The sequence below is a fragment of the Streptomyces orinoci genome (genome assembly GCF_003121295.1).
GTDB lineage: Bacteria > Actinomycetota > Actinomycetes > Streptomycetales > Streptomycetaceae > Streptomyces > Streptomyces orinoci.
This window is the reverse complement of record NZ_PHNC01000031.1, coordinates 878,137-897,889: the sequence shown is the minus strand read 5'-3', so window position 1 is coordinate 897,889 and position 19,753 is coordinate 878,137. Positions and strand designations below refer to the sequence as shown.

16 protein-coding genes and 1 pseudogene are annotated in these 19,753 nt (G+C 73.6%); 10 read left to right on the top strand and 7 right to left on the bottom strand.

All coding sequences use genetic code 11. From position 1 onward, the window contains the following. Window positions 1-166: 166 nt before the first annotated feature. Window positions 167-1,111, bottom strand: a complete 945-nt coding sequence (locus CV755_RS26450; RefSeq protein ID WP_109283530.1) for a hypothetical protein — start codon at window positions 1,109-1,111, stop codon at window positions 167-169. A 148-nt stretch (window positions 1,112-1,259) separates the two neighbouring features. On the opposite strand from CV755_RS26450, the gene CV755_RS26445 reads away from it, so the two are divergent. From CV755_RS26445 to CV755_RS26435, 3 genes are all read left to right on the top strand, one after another. Further along, window positions 1,260-3,668 carry a helicase-associated domain-containing protein gene (locus tag CV755_RS26445; RefSeq protein WP_422070606.1) on the top strand — a complete coding sequence of 803 codons (2,409 nt, stop codon included), beginning with the start codon at window positions 1,260-1,262 and terminating at the stop codon, window positions 3,666-3,668. Window positions 3,669-3,969: 301 nt separating this feature from the next. Then, the gene (locus CV755_RS26440) at window positions 3,970-4,329 is read left to right on the top strand and encodes a hypothetical protein (protein WP_109282766.1); all 360 of its coding nucleotides are present in this window, start codon (window positions 3,970-3,972) and stop codon (window positions 4,327-4,329) included. 100 nt (window positions 4,330-4,429) lie between these two features. Continuing rightward, on the top strand, window positions 4,430-6,082 hold the full coding sequence (locus CV755_RS26435; RefSeq protein ID WP_109282765.1) for a DNA repair helicase XPB: 1,653 nt from the start codon (window positions 4,430-4,432) through the stop codon (window positions 6,080-6,082). 41 nt (window positions 6,083-6,123) lie between these two features. Here the strand turns inward: CV755_RS26435 and CV755_RS35235 are convergent, their stop codons facing one another. Beyond that, window positions 6,124-6,285, bottom strand: a complete 162-nt coding sequence (locus CV755_RS35235) for a hypothetical protein (RefSeq protein WP_164503321.1) — start codon at window positions 6,283-6,285, stop codon at window positions 6,124-6,126. Between the two features lie 301 nt (window positions 6,286-6,586). Between CV755_RS35235 and CV755_RS26430 the strand changes: the two genes are divergently transcribed. Then, complete coding sequence (locus CV755_RS26430; protein WP_109282764.1) at window positions 6,587-8,716, top strand: HelD family protein; 2,130 nt, start codon at window positions 6,587-6,589, stop codon at window positions 8,714-8,716. A 120-nt stretch (window positions 8,717-8,836) separates the two neighbouring features. Here CV755_RS26430 and CV755_RS26425 read toward each other — a convergent pair whose 3' ends face one another. After that, complete coding sequence (locus tag CV755_RS26425) at window positions 8,837-9,157, bottom strand: ArsR/SmtB family transcription factor (protein ID WP_241561399.1); 321 nt, start codon at window positions 9,155-9,157, stop codon at window positions 8,837-8,839. Between the two features lie 73 nt (window positions 9,158-9,230). Between CV755_RS26425 and CV755_RS26420 the strand changes: the two genes are divergently transcribed. Next, window positions 9,231-10,442 (top strand): MFS transporter, encoded by a 1,212-nt coding sequence (locus CV755_RS26420; protein WP_109282762.1) that lies wholly within the window; start codon window positions 9,231-9,233, stop codon window positions 10,440-10,442. 159 nt (window positions 10,443-10,601) lie between these two features. On the opposite strand, the gene CV755_RS26415 is transcribed toward CV755_RS26420, so the two are convergent. Then, a complete protein-coding gene (locus CV755_RS26415) occupies window positions 10,602-11,303 on the bottom strand; it encodes a copper homeostasis protein CutC (protein ID WP_109282761.1) in 702 nt (233 codons plus the stop codon). A 64-nt stretch (window positions 11,304-11,367) separates the two neighbouring features. On the opposite strand from CV755_RS26415, the gene CV755_RS26410 reads away from it, so the two are divergent. Both CV755_RS26410 and CV755_RS26405 read left to right on the top strand, forming a co-directional pair. Then, entirely contained in the window at window positions 11,368-12,033 is a 666-nt protein-coding gene (locus tag CV755_RS26410; protein WP_109282760.1) for an HD domain-containing protein, read from the top strand. 56 nt (window positions 12,034-12,089) lie between these two features. Further along, the gene (locus tag CV755_RS26405; protein WP_109283529.1) at window positions 12,090-13,295 is read left to right on the top strand and encodes a Cmx/CmrA family chloramphenicol efflux MFS transporter; all 1,206 of its coding nucleotides are present in this window, start codon (window positions 12,090-12,092) and stop codon (window positions 13,293-13,295) included. 498 nt (window positions 13,296-13,793) lie between these two features. Here CV755_RS26405 and CV755_RS26400 read toward each other — a convergent pair. Both CV755_RS26400 and CV755_RS26395 read right to left on the bottom strand, forming a co-directional pair. Continuing rightward, a pseudogene (locus CV755_RS26400) lies at window positions 13,794-14,045 on the bottom strand (DUF4031 domain-containing protein); the annotation flags it as partial. 9 nt (window positions 14,046-14,054) lie between these two features. Beyond that, window positions 14,055-14,414, bottom strand: coding sequence for a hypothetical protein (locus tag CV755_RS26395; RefSeq protein ID WP_422070593.1), 360 nt, complete (start codon window positions 14,412-14,414; stop codon window positions 14,055-14,057). 62 nt (window positions 14,415-14,476) lie between these two features. Between CV755_RS26395 and CV755_RS26390 the strand changes: the two genes are divergently transcribed. From CV755_RS26390 to CV755_RS26380, 3 genes are all read left to right on the top strand, one after another. Then, entirely contained in the window at window positions 14,477-15,403 is a 927-nt protein-coding gene (locus CV755_RS26390; RefSeq protein ID WP_109282757.1) for a MurR/RpiR family transcriptional regulator, read from the top strand. Window positions 15,404-15,461: 58 nt separating this feature from the next. Continuing rightward, window positions 15,462-16,427, top strand: a complete 966-nt coding sequence (murQ, locus tag CV755_RS26385) for an N-acetylmuramic acid 6-phosphate etherase (protein ID WP_109282756.1) — start codon at window positions 15,462-15,464, stop codon at window positions 16,425-16,427. A 64-nt stretch (window positions 16,428-16,491) separates the two neighbouring features. After that, complete coding sequence (locus tag CV755_RS26380; RefSeq protein ID WP_109282755.1) at window positions 16,492-17,868, top strand: PTS transporter subunit EIIC; 1,377 nt, start codon at window positions 16,492-16,494, stop codon at window positions 17,866-17,868. 95 nt (window positions 17,869-17,963) lie between these two features. Here CV755_RS26380 and groL read toward each other — a convergent pair whose 3' ends face one another. Beyond that, entirely contained in the window at window positions 17,964-19,586 is a 1,623-nt protein-coding gene (gene groL, locus CV755_RS26375; protein ID WP_109282754.1) for a chaperonin GroEL, read from the bottom strand. Window positions 19,587-19,753: the final 167 nt, after the last annotated feature.

The following is a 19,753-nucleotide window of genomic DNA, read 5'->3' as shown; positions in this document are numbered from 1 at the left end:
CACAGGCGGGCCTGCACCTGAAACGCAACCGCCAGGCGTGGGGCCGTTGCACCGGCACCGCACTCCGCGAGGGTGCCGCTTAGCGCGCGCTGTCGGCCGCAGGCCCGTCGTGGCTGAGCGCGCAGTTCCCCGCGCCCCTGACAGGGCGCACCCGGAAACCCAGAGGTCAGCCGATTTTGCGCGCGCGCCAGAGGACGAAGAGCGCCGAAGCCACCGCAGCCACCCGCAACACCACCGGCCATGTCTCCGCCAGCGCGGGCCCCAGCTGACCGTGCGGTATCGGTGCCCCCCAGTGGCCCCCGCTACGGCCCCACAGCCACAGCACCCCGCCCCCGGCCACCACCCCCGGTACCACCAGGACCGCGCCCTTGGACTCGTTCTCCGTCAGGCGGCGGGTCACATAGGCCAACGCCCACCCCGCCCCGCACACCAGCCAGTTGCCCAGCACCGCCCCCGTCACCAGCAGCAGGGACACCAGCAGCAGCACCGGACTGAGCGGCGCCCCGTCGGCAGAGCGCAGCAGCCCGAAGCGGGCCGGGGGCAGCGGCTCCGTACCCTCGTCCGGCTCCAGCCGCTCCACCGGCTCCCCGGCGGCGGCATCGGCGGCCTCGGCGGCGTCCACGCCCGCGCCCGCCTCCGGCGACCTCCGGGGCGGCCGGAGCATGTCGGGGATCTCGATCCCGCCGACAAAGCCATGCACCCGGTCGCCCGGCCCCGCCTGAGTGGCCTCCACCCGCCACCACTCGTCCGCCTCCCGGGGCCCACCGCCCAGCTCCTCCTCGGTGGCCAGATGCGGCGGCGCCCCCGCGTCGGGAAACCACACTCCCTGGCCGCCGCGCCGCTGGGCCGGCACCCGGCGGGGCTCCTGGGCCGGCTCCGCCGGGCCGCCGCCCGCCCCGGCCACCGCCTCCGAGGGCGTACCCAGGCCGTCCAGGATGCGCTGCACCGCGGCCGGACTCTCCGCACCCTCCGCCGCCCGTTGCCGTTCGATCTCGGTACGCAGCCGGGAGACCAGCCGCATCCTTTCTCCGGAGGTCAGCGAGGTGCGCTGAGCGAGGTCGCCGACCCGGCTCAGGTAGTCGAAGACCAGCTGATCGCTCTCGATCCCCACCAAATCCCCCAAGTTCCCCCTACCAGGCAGCCGTCATCCCGACGGTACCGGCTCCGGATCTCCCCGTCCCTGGAACCGGGGGACGACCACCGGCCCGGCGCAGCCCCTGACCGTCCGGCACCGACCCGGTACCGTTAACAGAATGACCATGTCGCGGGAGACCGACCGGACCGGCGCAGCCCCCCGCACGCTCGCCGAGGAGCTGCGCGCCCGCCCCGACCAGGCGCTGGCCGCGCTCCTGCGGGCCCGTCCCGACCTGCTCAGCCCGGTGCCCGGCGACCTCACCCAGCTGGCCACCCGGGCCGCCACCCGCGCCTCGGTGGCCCGCGCCCTGGACCGCCTGGACCGTTTCGCGCTGCAAACCGCGGAGGCCCTGGCGGTGGCCCCGGACCCCTGCCCGTACGACACCCTGGCCGCCCTGCTGACCGGCGACGAACCGGACGATCCCCGCATCACGGACAGCCTCCCGCGCGCTGTGGCCACCTTGCGCCAACAGGCCCTGCTCTGGGGCCCGGAGGACCGGCTGCGCCTGGTACGCACCGTCCGCGACCTGCTCGCCCCCACCCCCGCCCGGCCTTCGCCCACCGGCCTGGGCCCTACCGTGGCCGAGGCCACCGCCGGAATGTCCCCGGGGCGCTTGCAGCAACTGCTGGCGGCGGCCGGGCTGCCCGCCACCCATGACCCGGTGACGGCCGTCACCGCACTGACCGAACTGTTCGAGGACAGGGCCCGGCTGGCCGCCCTGCTCCGGACCGCCCCCGCCGAGGCCCGCCAGGTCCTGGACCGGCTGCTCTGGGGCCCGCCCTATGGCACCGTCACCGCCGACCCCGCCCCCCATCTGCGCTGGCTGCTGGACCGCGGCCTGCTCCTGCCGACCGCACCCGGCGCCGTGGTCCTCCCCCGCGAGGTCGCCATGCATCTGCGCGCCGGCCGGGCCCACCGCCACCCCGAGCCGGTGCCCCCGGTCTTGGCACCGGTCACCGAGCGCTCCCCGGCCACCGTGGACGCCACCGCCGCCGGGGAGGCGCTCACCGCCCTGTCCACCGTGGAGGAGCTGCTCAGCGACTGGGAGACCACCGGCCCCCTGGTACTGCGCGCGGGCGGCCTGAGCGTACGTGACCTCAAGCGCACCGCCACCGTCCTGGACTGCGCCGAGCAGACCGCCGCCTTCTGGGCCGAACTGGCCCATGCGGCGGGCCTGTTGGCCTCCGACGGCGAGGTGGACGAGCGCTACGCCCCCACCCCCGCCTATGACGACTGGCTCCAGCTGCCGCCCGAGCGGCGCTGGGCCCACCTGGCCACCGCCTGGCTGGCCACCACCCGCACCCCCGGGCTGGCCGGCGGCAAGGACGCCAAGGGCCGTACCCTCGCCGCCCTCGGCCCCGGCCTGGACCGCACCGCGGCCCCCGAGGTCCGCCGCCGCGTCCTGGGCCTGCTCGCCTCGCTGGCGCCCGGCGCCGCGGTCCCCGCGGAGGCCGTCCTGGCCAGGCTCGCCTGGGAGCACCCGGCCGGCCAGGAGTCGCGCGCCCGGCTGGCCCGCCAGGCCCTGGCCGAGGCCGAACTCCTGGGCGTCACCGGCCGCGGCGCCCTGGCCTCCCCCGGCCGCGCCCTGCTGGCGGGCGACGACCCGGCCCCCGCGCTGGCCCCGCTGCTGCCCGAGCCCCTGGACCATGTCCTGCTCCAGGCCGACCTCACCGCCGTCGCCCCCGGCCCGCTGCACCGGCCGCTCGCCCAGACGCTGGGCGTGCTCGCCGATATCGAGTCCAAGGGCGGCGCCACCGTCTACCGCTTCTCCCCCGACTCGGTACGCCGCGCCCTGGACGCCGGCCGCACCGCGGCGGAACTCCTCGCCTTCCTCACCGAGCACTCCCGCACCCCCGTCCCCCAGCCACTCAGTTACCTCATCGAGGATGTGGCCCGCCGCCATGGCACCCTGCGGGTCGGCGCCGCCGCCTCCTATCTGCGCTGCGATGACGAGGCCCTGCTCAACGAGCTGCTCGCCGACCGCCGCTCGGCCCCGCTGCGGCTGCGCCGGCTGGCCCCCACCGTGCTGGCCGCCCAGGCGGGACCGGAGGAACTGCTGACCGGGCTGCGCGCCATGGGCTACGCCCCGGCCGCCGAGTCCGCCGAGGGCAATGTGCTGATCACCCGCCCCGACGCCCACCGCACCCCGCCGCGCTCCGCCCCGGTCCCGGTCCAGGAGGGCCCGCCCGCCCCCGACGCCACCCTGCTGGACGCCGCGGTCCGCGCCATCCGGGCCGGCGACCGCGCCGCCACCGCCGAACGCAAGCCCGCCTCCACGGCCACCACCGGCGGCCTGCCCCGCACCGGCTCCGCCGAGACCCTGGCCACCATGCAGGCCGCCGTCCTCACCGGCACCACCCTGTGGATCGGCTACGTCAACGCCGACGGCGCCGCCAGCCAGCGGGTCATCGCCCCGGTCAAGGTCGAGGGCGGCTTTGTCACCGCCTACGACCACACGGCCGACGAGGTACGGACCTACCCCCTGCACCGCATCACAGGCGTCGCAGAACTGGCCGACGAAACGGCCTCCTGACCACGCCTACTGCCGCGCCACGGCCCACACGGGCCGAGGCCACCGCCGACGCCTACGCGCACGGCCACGGTGGCGCCCACGCACAGGCGCAGTCATGAGCACACCGCTCAGGTACGGGCCCGCCCACGAACACGGCCGAGCGCAGGCCGCAGCCGCACACCCACGGCGGACGCTGTCGAAGCGGATGAAGGCCCACGCCCTCCGCCACGGCCAGTGGCCCCCGGGGCGGGCCCCGGTCAAGTGCCCTTGCCTCCTGCCCCCGCCGCGTGACCTCCCCGGCCCACCCCCCGTTGACCACGACATGCCGAAGATCAACAGGGCCGCCCTGGCCGCCCTCACCCTCGCCGCCCTCGCCGCGGGGATCGCCCCCGCCACTGCCGAGAGCCCCGCCACCGCCGAGACCCCCGAGCACGCGGTGATCGTCAAGCACACCGCCGGCAGCTCCCGGGCCGGCGAGACCTCCGCCTCCGCCACCGTCTACTGCCCGGACAAGACCCACCTCACCGGCGGCGGCTTCGAAGGCAGCCACGGCAAGGAGTTCACCCCCCTCTACAGCCGCCCCACCGAGGACGGCAAGGGCTGGACCGCCGCCATCGGCTATCACGGCAGCGGCAGGGAGACCGTGAGCGTCACCGCCTTCGCGGTGTGCGAGAGCGAATAGTCACACCCGCTCCACAACCGGGCCCGATGGGCGACACTGGGAGTTTGGCGATCGGCCCCCGCAGCAGCCGATCGGGCACCCGGACAGCGAAAGGGCGGGCGTGAACGGTTCCCTCATCGTCCAGTCGGACAAGACGCTCCTGCTGGAAGTCGACCATGAGCAGGCCGACGCCTGCCGTCGCGCCATCGCCCCCTTCGCGGAGCTGGAGCGGGCGCCCGAGCACATCCACACCTACCGGATCACCCCGCTGGGCCTGTGGAACGCCCGGGCCGCCGGGCATGACGCGGAGCAGGTGGTGGACGCCCTGGTCACCCACTCCCGCTACCCGGTGCCGCACGCGCTGCTGGTGGACATCGCCGAGACCATGGACCGCTATGGCCGGCTGCGGCTGCTCAAGCACCCCACCCACGGCCTGGTGCTGGAGAGCAGTGACCGGCCGGTGCTGGAGGAGGTGCTGCGCTCCAAGCGGATCCAGCCTCTGGTCGGCGCCCGGATCGACGACGACACCGTCGCCGTGCACCCCTCCGAGCGCGGCCAGATCAAGCAGATGCTGCTCAAGCTGGGCTGGCCGGCCGAGGACCTGGCCGGGTATGTGGACGGCGAGGCGCACCCCATCGAGCTGCGCGAGGACGGCTGGGCGCTGCGCCCCTACCAGCGGCAGGCCGTGGACGGCTTCTGGCACGGCGGCTCCGGAGTGGTGGTGCTGCCCTGTGGCGCGGGCAAGACGCTGGTGGGCGCGGGCGCCATGGCCGAGGCCAAGGCCACCACGCTGATCCTGGTGACCAACACCGTCTCCGCCCGGCAGTGGAAGCATGAGCTGATCAAGCGGACCTCGCTCACCGAGAGCGAGATCGGCGAGTACAGCGGCGCCCGCAAGGAGATCCGCCCGGTCACCATCGCCACCTACCAGGTGCTGACCACCAAGCGGAAGGGCATCTACCCGCATCTGGAGCTCTTCGACTCCCGGGACTGGGGCCTGGTGGTCTATGACGAGGTGCATCTGCTGCCCGCGCCGGTCTTCAAGTTCACCGCCGATCTCCAGGCCCGCCGCCGGCTGGGCCTGACCGCCACCCTGGTGCGGGAGGACGGCCGGGAGTCGGATGTCTTCTCCCTGATCGGGCCCAAGCGCTTTGACGCGCCCTGGAAGGAGATCGAGGCCCAGGGCTATATCGCCCCCGCCGACTGTGTGGAGGTACGGGTCAGCCTCACCGACGGCGAGCGGCTGGCGTATGCCACCGCCGAGGCCGAGGAGAAGTACCGCTACTGCGCCACCACCGACAGCAAGCGCAAGGTCACCGAGGCGCTGGTACGCCGCCACCGGGGGCAGCAGACCCTGGTGATCGGGCAGTACATCGACCAACTCGACGAGCTGGGCGAGCACTTGGGCGCTCCGGTGATCAAGGGCGAGACCACCAACGCCCAGCGCGAGAAGCTCTTCGACGCCTTCCGGGCGGGCGAGATCTCGGTGCTGGTGGTGTCCAAGGTGGCCAACTTCTCCATCGACCTGCCCGAGGCGACGGTCGCCATCCAGGTCTCCGGCACCTTCGGCTCCCGCCAGGAGGAGGCGCAGCGGCTGGGCCGGGTGCTGCGTCCCAAGGCGGACGGGCATGAGGCGCGCTTCTACTCGGTGGTCGCCCGGGACACCATCGACCAGGACTTCGCCGCGCACCGCCAGCGCTTCCTGGCCGAGCAGGGCTATGCCTACCGGATCGTGGACGCCCATGAACTGCTGGCGGCCGACGAGGACGTCTGACGGCCCCCGGCGCCCGCGCTTATGCCCGCGCCCTGCAACGGTCAGCGCTTGACGTGCAGTTCGGTCGCGTGCTGCCCCAGCAGCACCACATCCACGGCCGCGCTCGCGAACGCCTTTATGGCGCGCAGGGCGTGGCCCAGCGGGTGGATGGCGCCGTTCTGCTCGGCGGCCTGGACGTCCGGGGTGATGGCTGCGGTGGTCATGTCTCCATGGTGACGGCCGCGGCTGCCCCGGGCATCGGCCTGCCGGTGTAACTCGCGGGGCCCCGTCGTACGACTGAAGCATCACCGCATCCCCTACGGGAGATGGACCACGACCCTGAGAGCCCCTCGGGGCGCGCGGTAATCCGCCTCCTCCGGGCGCGCGGTAATTCGCTCGCGCGCCCCCGGCTCCACCGCTAGGATCGCGCGTCTGCCCGCCTCCCGTGCCCGCCGCCGGGAGCGCCGCCGCCCGGACGGAAACCGGCCGGTACCCGTATCGTCCCGCACCCCTGGAGGCGACACCGTGCCCCCGCACGCCCCGGAACCGACCGCAGACCGCTCCGCCACCGACCCGCTCGCCCGGGAACGGGCCCATCTGGCCTCCTCCCGGGCCGCGTTGAGCGCCATGCGCGCCGATGTGGCGGCGCTGGACATCAAGGATGTCGCCGCCAACTGGGTCAACGCCCAGGTGCTGCAACGGCAGATCGACGAGCGCATCACCGCGCTGGCCGACCTGGCGGACACCCCGCTGTTCTTCGGACGGCTGGACTATCTCCACGCACCGGGGGCCGAACAGGCGGAGGGGGCGGCATCAAACGGGGCGGCGCGAAGCGCCTCCATCAGGGGCGGTGGCCGGGCGACGGGTGGGCGTTTCTACATCGGGCGGCGGCATGTGCATGACGCCGAGGGCGACCCCATGGTCATCGACTGGCGCGCCCCGGTCTCCCAGCCGTTCTACCGGGCCTCCAAGAAAGACCCGATGGACGTCCGGATGCGGCGCCGCTTCGGCTACACCGGCGGCGAGTTGACGGCCTATGAGGACGAGGACCTCACCGACGCCTCCACCGGCGACACCGCCGGCAAGCTGCTGCAGAGCGAGATCGAGCGGCCGCGGGTGGGCCCCATGCGGGACATTGTGGCCACCATCCAGCCGGAGCAGGACGAGATCGTCCGTGCCGGGATCGGCGGCACGGTCTGCGTCCAGGGCGCCCCGGGCACCGGAAAGACCGCCGTGGGCCTGCACCGGGTGGCCTATCTGCTGTACGCGCACCGCGAGCGGCTGGCCCGTACCGGCACCCTGGTGATCGGCCCCAACCGCTCCTTTCTGCACTACATCGAGCAAGTGCTGCCCGCGCTGGGCGAGTTGAACGTGGCCCAGGCCACGGTGGACGACCTGGTGGCGCATGTGGAGGTACGCGGCACCGACACCCCCGAGGCGGCCCTGATCAAGGGCGATGCCCGGATGGCGGAGGTGCTGCGGCGGGCGGTCCGCTCCGGCGTCACCATGCCGGTGGAGCCGCTGGTGGTGGTGCGCGGCTCGCGCCGCTGGCGGGTTCCGGCGTACGAACTGGAGGAGATCGTCCGGGAGTTGCTGGACCGCGACATCCGCTATGGCGCGGCCCGGGAGGCCCTGCCGCAGCGGATCGCCCATGCGGTGCTGGTGCGCATGGAGCAGGTGGGCGAGGCGCCGGACGACCGGGTGCAGGACGCGGTGGCCCGTAACCCCGCGGTGAAGGCGGTGGTCAAGGCGGTCTGGCCACCGGTGGACCCGGCGAAGCTGGTGCTGCGGCTGCTGTCCGACCCGGAGTTCCTGGCCGAGCAGGCGGCCGGGGTGCTCTCCGCCGAGGAGCAGGCGGCCATCCTCTGGGCGAAGCCGGCCCGCGGCGTCAAGGGCGCCAAGTGGTCGGCGGCGGACGCGGTGCTGGTGGACGAGGCGGCGGACCTGGTCTCCCGCACGCCCTCGCTGGGCCATGTGGTGCTGGACGAGGCCCAGGACCTCTCCCCCATGCAGTACCGCGCGGTGGGCCGCCGCTGCACCACCGGTTCGGCGACCGTGCTGGGGGACATCGCCCAGGGCACCACGCCCTGGGCCACCCCCGGCTGGGCGGCGGCCCTGCACCATCTGGGCAAGCCGGAGGCCACGGTGGAGGAGCTCACCCAGGGCTTCCGGGTGCCGCGCGAGGTGATCGCCTATGCGTCGCGGCTGCTGCCCGCCATCGCGCCGGGGCTGGCCGAGGCGACCTCGGTACGCGAGTCCCCGGGCGACTTCGCGGTACGCCCGGTCGCCGATCCGGCCGGCCTGGACGCCGCCGTGGTGGCCGCCTGCCGTGCCGCGCTGCGCCGCGAGGGTTCGGTCGGTCTGATCGCGGCGGACGCGCGGATCCCGGCACTGGCCGCCGCACTGGCCGCGGACGGCCTGCCGCACCTCGCCCCCGGCGAGGAGACCACGGCCGACGCCCGCCTGACCCTGGTTCCGGCCACCCTGGCCAAGGGACTTGAGTACGACTATGTGGTGCTGGACGAGCCCGCGGAGATCGTCTCCGCCGAGCCGGACGAACGCACGGGCCTGCGGCGCCTGTACGTGGCCCTGACCCGAGCCGTCTCAGGCCTGACCATCCTCCACGCCCGTCCCCTCCCCAACCAACTCCGCTAGCCCCGCCGCCGAGCGCGCCCCCCAGGGGCGCGGGGCGGCTACCACATGCGGCTCCGCCGCGTGGGCGCGACCAGCCACCCACAACCCGCACCCGGCAACGACCCCGAACACCCCCTGCCCCTACCCCTCCAACGCCCCCAGCAACGCCCCCACCAACCCGGGGAACCGCTCGTCCAACTCCCCACGCCGCAGCGAGACATACCGATTGCGCCCGACAACCCGGGTAGTGGTCAACCCGGCCTCCCGCATCACCCGCATATGGTGCGAGACCGTCGATTTATGGAGGTGGTCCACGCCCAGCCCCTCCGCCGAGCAGTGGTACTCCCCACCCTCCGCGTACACCCGGAACAGATGCAGCCGCACCGGATCCCCCAGTGCCTGAAGCAACTTGGACAGCTCGATGTCCGCCACATCCGGCTGTGGCAGCCGTTCCTCAGGCACTGTTTGACACCTATCCAACATTCGGCGATCGTTTGACGTACGTCCAACCTACCCTGCCCTGGAAGGACCATTCGTGCGTCTCCGCCTGCTCCTGCTGGCCCTCGGCACCTTCGCCATGGGCACCGACTCCATGGTGATGGCCGGCATCCTGGACCGGATCGCCCGGGACACCGGCGTCTCGGTGGCCTCCGCCGGACAGCTGGTCACCGTGTTCGCCCTGGGCTACGCCCTGCTCGCCCCCGTACTGGCCACCCTCACCGCGCGATGGGACCGCCGCCGGCTCCTGCTCACCGCGCTCGCCGTGTTCACCGCGGCCAACGTGCTCAGCGCGCTCGCCCCCAACTACCCCTTTCTGCTGGCGACTCGGGTACTCGCCGCCGCCGGTGCCGCGCTCTACACCCCCACCGCCAACGCCGTGGCCACCACCCTGGTGCCGCCCGAGCGGCGCGGCCGCGCCATCGCCACCGTGCTGGGCGGCATGACCGTGGCCACCGCCCTGGGCGTCCCCGTCGGCGCCTACCTCGGCCGCACCGACTGGCGCTGGACCATGTGGCTGGTGGTGGCCCTGGGCGCCGCCGCCCTGCTGGGACTGGCCGCCCTGCTGCGCGGCCTGCCCGCGCCCGCCATGGCCCCCGGACTGCGGGAGCGCCTGGCTCCGCTGCACGACCGCCGGGTGGCCGGTGCGGCCGCCACCACCTTCGTCTTCTTCCTGGCCTTCCAGGCGGTCTATATCTATCTGGCCACCGCCGACCGCCCCGCCACCGGCGGCGACCAGGACCGCCTCAGCCTGATCCTGCTGGTCAACGGAGTGGCCTCGGTGGCGGGCAGCTGGCTGGGCGGCCGGGCGGTGGACCGGGCGGGCGTACGTACCGTCCTGCTCCTCGCGGGCGGCCTGACGACGCTCGCCCTGACCGCCCTGCCCTGGCTCTCCCGGAGCCTGCCCGGCGCCCTGGCCTATGCCGCCATCGCCCCGGTGGCGGGCTGGGCGATGAGCGTGGCCCTGCCCCACCGGCTGGCCTCCATCGACCCGCCCAACGCCGCGCTGCTGATCTCCATCAACAGCAGCGCCCTCTATCTGGGCACGGCGGCCGGCGGCGGCACCGGCAGCCTGGCCATTGCACTGCTCGGCGAGCGCTGGTTCCCGCTGGCGGCAGCCGCGCTGGGCGCGCTGGCGGTACTGATCGCCGCGGCCACCACCCGGCCGACGGCGGCCGCCGCCCAACCCGCAGCCACCACCACCCAACCGGCAGCGGCCGTCACCCCGCCTGCGCCCCGGGCCCGCTAGAGGCGGTGTCCGACGGCTCATGGACCGTGCCGGGTGCCGTTCCTCCGGCGAGCGGCCCTTACCCGGCGGTCGTGTGTCAGGTGCGGGTCGTGTGTGGCCGGTCGCGCCCACGCGGCGGAGCCGCATATCGCCTGGGCCCCGCGCCCCTGACGGGGCGCCCTACGCCGCGTCCAGCGCCTCCCGCCAGGCCCGTACCGCCCCCGCGTCCACCGGCGAGTCCCAGCCCGCGGGCCGGGCCGCGCCGCCGATGTGAAAGGCGTCGATCCCGCCGGAGCGCAGCACCGGTACATGCTCCAGCCGCAGCCCGCCGCCGGCCAGGATCCGTGGCCCGTACCCCGGCTCCTCGCCCCGCTTGGCCTCGGCCAGCAGTGTGGCCAGGCCCTCGTCCACCCCGGCGGCGGACCCGGCGGTCAGATAGGTGTCCAGGCCCGGCTCCCCGGCCAGCTGCCTGCGCAGCGCGTCCCGGTCGGCGGCCCGGTCCAGCGCCCGGTGGAAGGTCCACCGGGCGCGGGGCCCGATCGCCTCGGTGAGCGCCGCGACGGCGGCCAGATCGGCCCGGCCGTCCTCGGTGAGGAAACCCAGTACGAACTCCTCGGCGCCCTCCGCGCACAGCTCCCGGGCCCGTTCGCACAGCGCCTCCAGCTCCGCCGCACCGCCCGCCGTGAAGCCGTCCGCCGCCCGCAGCATCACCCGTACCGGGAGGTCCACGGCGGCCCGGACCGCCGCGAAGGTCTCCCGGGCCGGGGTGAGGCCGTCGGCGGCCATGTCCGTGACCAGTTCCAGCCGGTCCGCCCCGCCGTCCCGCGCCGCGGCCGCGTCCTCGGGTCCCAGCGCGATCACTTCAAGAATTGGTCTAGACATGTAGCACAGGGTGCCACAGCGGCAGCCCGAACCGAAACCACGCCCACCGGGCCACAATGGCCGGATGGCTCCCACAGTCGATCACCCCGCCGCCGAGGACCTCCGCCAACGCTGGGCGCGTACCGTGCTCGCCGCCCGCGGCACCGACGAGTGCCTGCCCAGCCCGTACCCCTACGCCGACGAGCTGCTGTCCCGCTGGTCCGAGCCACAGCGCCACTACCACACCGTGAACCACCTCCGCGCGGTGCTGGACCGGATCGACGAACTGGCCGAGTACGCCCAGGACATCACCGCCGTCCGGCTGGCCGCCTGGTTCCATGACGCCGTCTACCTTCCCGAACGCTCCACCAACGAGGAACGCAGCGCCCGCCTCGCCGAGCGCGCGCTGCCCGAACTCGGCCTGGACGAACGGCTGACCGCCGAGGTCGCCCGCCTGGTACGGCTGACCATCGATCACAACCCGGCGCGCGGCGACCGCAACGGCGAGGTGCTCTGCGACGCGGACCTGGCCGTACTGGCCGGCGGCGCCCGGGACTACGCGGCCTACGCGGCCGCCGTCCGCCAGGAGTACGGCTTTGTACCCCCCGAGGTCTTCCGCGCCGGACGCGCCGAGGTGCTGCGTCAACTACTCGCCCTGCCAAGGCTGTTCCGCACCCCGCTCGCCAACGAGCGCTGGGAGCAGGCCGCCCGCCGCAATCTGCGCGGTGAGCTGGAACTCCTGACGCGCTGACGGGAATAACCATGCGCCGCTTGTCGCTGGCACCGGATATGTCCAACCCGAACCGCATGCCAGTGGCCGTCCATGTGCTGGGCCTGTCCGTATTCGCCCTGGGCACCTCGGAGTTCATGCTCTCCGGGCTGCTGCAACCACTCGCACGCGATATGGGAGTTTCCATCCCACGGGCCGGACTGCTGGTCTCCGCCTTCGCCATCGGGATGGTGGTGGGCGCACCGGTGCTGGCCGCCGCCACCCTGCGGCTGCCGCGCCGCACCACGCTGGTCGGGCTGCTGGCCGTCTTCGGTCTGGGCCAGGTGGCGGGGGCGCTGGCGCCCTCCTACTGGGTGCTCTTCGCCTCCCGGGTGGTGAGCGCGCTGGCCTGCGCCGGGTTCTGGGCGGTCGGCTCCGCGGTGGCGGTGTCACTGGTGCCGGTGACCGCCCGCGCCCGGGCCATGTCGGTGATGATCGGCGGACTGTCCATCGCCAATATCGCCGGTGTCCCGGCCGGTGCGCTGCTGGGCCAGCACGCGGGCTGGCGGGCCGCCTTCTGGGCGGTGGCCGCGCTCTCGGCGCTGGGCCTGGCCGGGGTGATCGCTCTGGTCCCGGCCACCGCCGCCGCCAGGCAAGCGCCCCGCCTCCGCGACGAACTGGTCATCTACCGCGACCGCCAGGTCTGGCTGTCGCTGGCCACCACCGCCCTCAACGGCGGCGCGGTGTTCTGCCTCTTCTCCTATCTGGCCCCGCTGCTCACCGAGACCTCCGGCCTGGCCGAGGGCTGGGTACCCACGGTGCTGGCGCTGTTCGGGGTGGGCGCGCTGATCGGCACCACGGTGGGCGGCCGGATCGCCGACGCCCGGCTGATGGGCACCATCTACGGCGGCATCGCCGCCTCCGCCATGGTGCTGGCCGTACTGGCGGTCACCGCCCGCCAGCCGGCCGCCGCCGTGACCGCGGCGGTCCTGCTGGGCATCACCGCCTTCACCACCGCCCCCGCGCTCAACGCCCGGATGTTCAACGTGGCCGAGGCGGCCCCGACGCTGGCGGGGGCGACCACCACGGCCGCCTTCAACATCGGCAACACGCTGGGCCCCTGGCTGGGCGGCCTGGTCATCAGCGCCGGCTGGGGCTACCCGGCGGTCGCCTGGACCGCCTGCGCCCTGGCCCTCCTGGCCCTCGCCATCGCGGCCCTCTCCTCCCGCCTGGGCCCGTCCCCAACGGTCTCCCGGGTGGTAGCCCGCAGCGAAAACCACCCCACCACGGTCCGCACGCCGTAAGCCTGTAAGGGGCGCGGGGACGGGCGCCCCGTAAGGGGCGCGGGGCGGCTACGACATGCGGCTCCGCCGCGTGGGCGCGAGCAACCACCCACAACCCGCACCGCACAGGAGGCCCCGGAGACGAGAACCCTCACCCCCGCCGCGCGCCCCCAGGCGCACACCCCCGCGCCCCGGAGGGCCGCACACCGGAGCGCCCCGCCACAGCAGTACGCGGCGGCGTAGCCCCCCTCGCACCCCCCAGAAGTCCCAGAACCGCAGCCGTTCCAAGAGTCATCACAGCGATCGGACGCATGACATACCTCTTCTTCGGATTACCGGGTCATCGCAGCCGACAACTCAACGGCTGCCCGGCCCCACCCGGCGCAATGCGCCCCATCACCCCCCGCCCGAATGTTCGGCGCCCTCACCCGGAACCCTTCCGGCACTCCCGCCCGGCTCACCGGGTGCCCTCTCCGCGCCCCCACCGGGAACCCCCTCCGCACCCCCACCCGGACCCCTCTTGGGCCGCCGCAGCCCCGCCCCCCTCAGCAACCGCACCAGTTCCCGGCTGCCCGCCTCCACCGCCCCCAGCCGCACCGCGTCCCCGTACACCTCCGCCGCCACGTCATAGTGATCGCGATCGAAGGCCCGGGCCGGCACCCCCAGCCGGGCGGCGAAGGCATGCAGTTCGTCAAAGCTCTCGTCACTGATCAGGTGCGACCACATCCGGCCATGGCCGGGCCAGCGGGGCGGGTCGATATAGACGGCCACCCCGCCCGCTCACCCGCCCAGCACCGAGGCCAGCGCACCCACCCGCGCCACCAGCACCGCCTGCTTGGTGCAGGCCCAACGGGGATCGGGGCCCAGCTCCGGCTCCACCTCCAGGGCGTGCGCATCACCCGAGGCGCACACCGGGCACAGCGGCCAGCGCCCATACCGGTCCAGCAGCGCGTCCTGTACGTCCTGCGCCACCAGCCCCACCAGGAACTCGGCACCCTCCGGCCACTGTTCGACCCACCAGCGGCGGCCCGCCACGGCGTCCTCCACCAGTGAGACCACATCGGGTTCGGCCACGCCCCCGGCGGACAGATCGGCCAGGACCAGCGCCCGCGCCGCGTGCAGTGCCTGTTCGAGCTCCATGGGAACCATTGTCAGGGACAACGACGCTTGACGGCGTCCGGAGCCGAAAATACCTTCCAAGGGTGAGCAGCCAACTGAAAGAAACTTTCAGCGCCCCCGGTCCCGTCCCCCGCCCCGCCGCCCTCGCCGCCAAGGTCCGTACCCTCGCCCCCAGCATGACCCGCTCCATGCAGCGGGTCGCCGACGCCCTGGTGGACGATCCGGCGGGCTCGGCCGCGCTCACCGTCACCGGCCTGGCCGAGCGCACCGGCACCAGCGAGGCCACCGTGGTGCGCACCGCCCGGGTGCTGGGCTATCCCGGCTACCGCGACCTGCGCCTGGCGCTGGCCGCCCTGGCCGCCGAGCAGGCGGCCGGCCGGGCGCCCTCGGTCACCGCCGATATCGCCGTGGACGACCCCATGGCCGATGTGGTGGCCAAGCTCGCCCAGGAGGAGGCGCAGTGCCTGGCCGACACCGCCGCCACCCTGGACACCGCCCAGCTGGAGTCGGCCGCCGCCGCGCTGGCCGCCGCCCGCCGGATCGACGTCTATGGCATCGGCGCCTCCAACCTGGTCGGCCAGGACCTGGTGCAGAAGCTGCTGCGCATCGGCCTGATCGCGCATGCCCCCGCCGATCCCCATCTGGCCGTCACCAACGCGGTGCAGCTGCGCACCGGCGATGTGGCCATAGCCATCACCCACTCCGGCCGCACCACCGATGTCATCGAGCCGCTGAAGGCGGCCTTTGAGCGCGGCGCCACCACCATCGCGGTCACCGGCCGCCCGGACGGCGAGATCGCCCAGTACGCCGACCTGCTGCTGACCACCTCCACGGCCCGGGAGAGCGAGCTGCGCCCGGCCGCCATGGCCAGCCGCACCAGCCAACTCCTGGTGGTGGACTGCCTGTTCATCGGCGTCGCCCAGCGCACCTACGACCGGGCGGCACCCGCGCTGTCCGCCTCCTACGAGGCACTCGCCCACCGCCACCACCCGCGCCCGGCCGGCCGATAGCGCCGGCCACCGGTTCCCACCGACAGCCCCGCCGACAGCCCCGCCGACAGAGGACGCCATGACCTCCTCCCCCGCCGCCGTCACCGCGCTCCGTACCGAACTGGCCGCCCTGACCACCGAGGGCGTCCGCGCGGACCTGGCCGGGATCGACCGGCTGCCCACCCTGGCCATCGCCACCATCATGAACGCCGAGGACGCCACCGTGGCCGGTGCGGTGGCCGCCCAACTGCCGTCCATAGCGGCCGCGATCGACGCCATCGCCGCCCGGATGGCCCGGGGCGGACGGCTGGTCTACGCCGGCGCCGGCACCGCCGGGCGGCTGGGCGTGCTGGACGCCAGCGAATGCCCGCCCACCTTCAACACCCCGCCGGGGCAGGTCCGGGGGCTGCTCGCGGGCGGGCCCGCCGCCATGGTCAGCGCCGTGGAGGGCGCCGAGGACGATGCCGCGGCGGCGGAGGCCGACCTCACCGGCCTGGGCATCGGCCCGGCCGACACGGTGGTGGGCGTCTCCGCCTCCGGCCGCACTCCGTACGCGGTGGCCGCGGTCCGCCACGCCCGCCGGGCCGGGGCGCTCACCGTGGGGCTGGCCGGCAACCCCGGCTCCCCGCTGGCCGCGGCCGCCGAGCACCCCATCGAGGTGACCTGCGGGCCCGAACTCATCGCCGGTTCCACCCGGTTGAAGGCGGGCACCGCACAGAAGCTGGTGCTCAATATGCTCTCCACCATCACCATGATCCGGCTGGGCAAGACCTATGGGAATCTGATGGTGGATGTCCGCGCCTCCAACGACAAACTGCGCGCCCGCTCCCGGCAGATCGTCTCGCTGGCCACCGGCGCGCCGGACCAGGAGATCGAGCAGGCGCTCAGCGCCACCGGCGGTGAGGTCAAGGCGGCCATCCTGGTGCTGCTCGCCGAGGTGGACGGGCCCGGGGCCGCCCGTCTGCTGGAGCGCGCCGACGGCCATCTGCGCCGGGCGCTGGAGGCCGCACGCTCCCGGGAGGCCCCGCCGGGCGGCGCCGGGTAACCGCACCCGGCTCCGGCCGAGATCCGGCAGACACCAGGGGGGTTCGCCACGCAGCGGAGGACCCATGAACGACCCGCAGGACCCCCGGCGCACCGCCGCCGCGCTGCTGCCGCTGCTGGGCGGTGCGGAGAACATCGCCTCGGTCGGCCACTGTATGACCCGGCTGCGGCCGGTGCTCCACGATCCGGGCCTGGTACGGGCCGCCGAACTTCGGGCGCAGTCCGGGGTGTTGGGGGTGATCGAGGGCGGCGGCGCCTGCCAGGTGGTCCTGGGGCCCGGCACGGCGGGCCGGGTCGCCGCCGCCCTGGAGGGTCTGCTCACGGACGGCCGTACGGGCGCGGAAACGCCGGACGCGCCGCCCGGCGGGCCCGCCCTGCGCCGCGTCGCCCAGATCTTCGTACCCCTGATTCCGGCCCTGGTGGGCTGCGGACTGGTCGCCGCTCTGGCCGGGGTGCTGGGCAACCTGGGCTGGGCACCCGCCCTGGCCCCGGCGCTCACCGCCGTCTCCTCCGGTTTTATGTCGCTGCTGGCGGTGTTCGTGGGCTATCAGACGGCGCGCGAGTACGGGGGAACTCCGGTACTGGGCGGGGCCGTTGCGGCCGTGATCGTCTGCCCGGCGGTGGCCCGGGTGCATCCCTTCGGCACCGCCCTGGTGCCCGGCCAGGGCGGGGTACTGGGCGCGCTGGCCGCGGCGCTGCTGGCGGTAAGGGTGGAACGGGTCTGCCGCCGCCTGGTGCCCACGGCGCTGGATGTGCTGGTCACCCCGGCACTGACCGTGCTGCTGCCGGGTCTGGCCACGGTCTACGGGCTGATGTCGGCGGCCGGCGAACTCTCCCTGGCCCTGGGTCGGTTCACGGACTGGCTGCTGGCCAATGGCGGCGCCGCTGCGGGCTTTGTGCTGGGCGGGCTCTTCCTGCCGATGGTGATGCTGGGGCTGCACCAGGCGCTGATCCCGGTCCATACGACGCTGATCGCCGAACAGGGACAGACAGCCCTGCTGCCGCTGCTGGCCATGGCGGGTGCGGGTCAGGTGGGTGCGGCGCTGGCCGTCTGGGTGCGGCTCGGCCGCGCCCGTCCGGACCTCCGCCGTACGGTGCGTTCGGCCCTGCCGCCGGCTCTGCTGGGCATCGGCGAGCCGCTGGTCTACGGCGTCTCGCTGCCGCTGGGCCGTCCGTTTGTCACCGCCTGTGTGGGCGGGGCGTTCGGCGGCGGCTTCCTGGGGCTGCTGGGCCAGTGGGGCGGGCCGGTCGGTGCGACGGCCATCGGTCCTTCCGGGTGGGCCCTCTTTCCGCTGCTCGGCGGAAGTCATGGCCTGGCCCATGCGATGGCTCTTTACGGGGCGGGGCTGCTCGCGGGGTATGCGGCGGGCTTCGCCGCGACCCTCCTCTTCGGCTTCCCCTCCGGGTGCCCCTCCCAGGGGCGCCCCTCCCCGCGCCCCTGACGGGGCGCACCCGGAAGCGCCCGAGGGCGGTACCCCCCTGAAGGGGTACCGCCCTCGGTACGTACCGGCTGGACAGCCGAGCGAAGGGAGTTCGCTCAGAAGTCCATGTCACCGCCCGGCATGCCGCCCGGCGCGGCCGCGGCCGCCTTTTCCGGCTTGTCGGCGATGACGGCCTCGGTGGTCAGGAACAGACCGGCGATGGACGCCGCGTTCTGCAGCGCGGAACGGGTGACCTTGGCCGGGTCGATGATGCCCTCGGCGATCATGTCCACGTAGTCGCCGGTCGCGGCGTTCAGGCCGTGGCCGACCGGAAGGTTGCGCACCTTCTCCACGATGACGCCGCCCTCGAGACCGGCGTTGACCGCGATCTGCTTGAGCGGGGCCTCCAGCGCCAGCTTGACGGCGTTGGCACCGACGGCCTCGTCGCCCTCCAGCTCCAGCTTCTCGAACGCCTGGGTGGCCTGCAGCAGGGCCACGCCACCACCGGCGACGATGCCCTCCTCGACGGCGGCCTTGGCGTTGCGCACCGCGTCCTCGATGCGGTGCTTGCGCTCCTTGAGCTCCACCTCGGTGGCGGCACCGGCCTTGATGACGGCCACGCCGCCGGCCAGCTTCGCCAGACGCTCCTGGAGCTTCTCGCGGTCGTAGTCCGAGTCGCTGTTCTCGATCTCGGCACGGATCTGGTTGACGCGGCCCTGGACCTGGTCGCTGTCACCGGCACCATCGACGATGGTGGTCTCGTCCTTGGTGATGACCACCTTGCGGGCGCGGCCGAGCAGGTCGAGACCGGCGTTCTCCAGCTTGAGGCCGACCTCCTCGGAGATGACCGTGCCACCGGTGAGGATGGCGATGTCGCCCAGCATGGCCTTGCGGCGGTCGCCGAAGCCCGGGGCCTTGACCGCGACGGACTTGAAGGTGCCGCGGATCTTGTTGACGACCAGGGTGGACAGGGCCTCGCCCTCGACGTCCTCGGCGATGATCAGCAGCGGCTTGCCGGACTGCATGACCTTCTCCAGCAGCGGGAGCAGGTCCTTCACCGCGGAGACCTTGGAGTTGACGATCAGGATGTAGGGGTCCTCCAGGGACGCCTCCATCCGCTCCATGTCGGTGGCGAAGTACGCCGAGATGTAGCCCTTGTCGAAGCGCATACCCTCGGTGAGCTCCAGCTCCAGACCGAAGGTCTGGGACTCCTCGACGGTGATGACGCCTTCCTTGCCGACCTTGTCCATGGCCTCGGCGATCAGCTCGCCGATCTGGGTGTCGGCGGCGGAGATGGAGGCGGTGGAGGCGATCTGCTCCTTGGTCTCGACCTCCTTGGCCTGCTCGAGCAGGGCACCGGAGACCGCCTCGACGGCCTTCTCGATACCGCGCTTCAGGCCGATCGGGTTGGCACCGGCGGCGACATTGCGCAGGCCTTCGCGGACCAGCGCCTGGGCCAGGACGGTCGCGGTCGTCGTGCCGTCACCGGCGACGTCGTCCGTCTTCTTCGCGACCTCCTTGACCAGCTCGGCGCCGATCTTCTCGTACGGGTCCTCGAGCTCGATCTCCTTGGCGATGGACACACCATCGTTGGTGATCGTGGGCGCGCCCCACTTCTTCTCGAGGACGACGTTCCGGCCCTTGGGGCCGAGGGTGACCTTGACGGCGTCGGCGAGCTGGTTCATCCCGCGCTCGAGACCGCGCCGTGCCTCCTCGTCGAACGCGATGATCTTGGCCATGTGAAGTGGTCCTCCCAGGACTGGGGTGGAGTGCTCCGGACCGCTCTGGCGCCCGCGACGGACGGCCCGCGGGCCCGGCGGTTCCTTGCCCCGCCTGACGCGCCGACCTCACCGACGGTCCAAATCTGTCACTCTCACTTGGAGAGTGCTAAGCCCAATCATTAGCA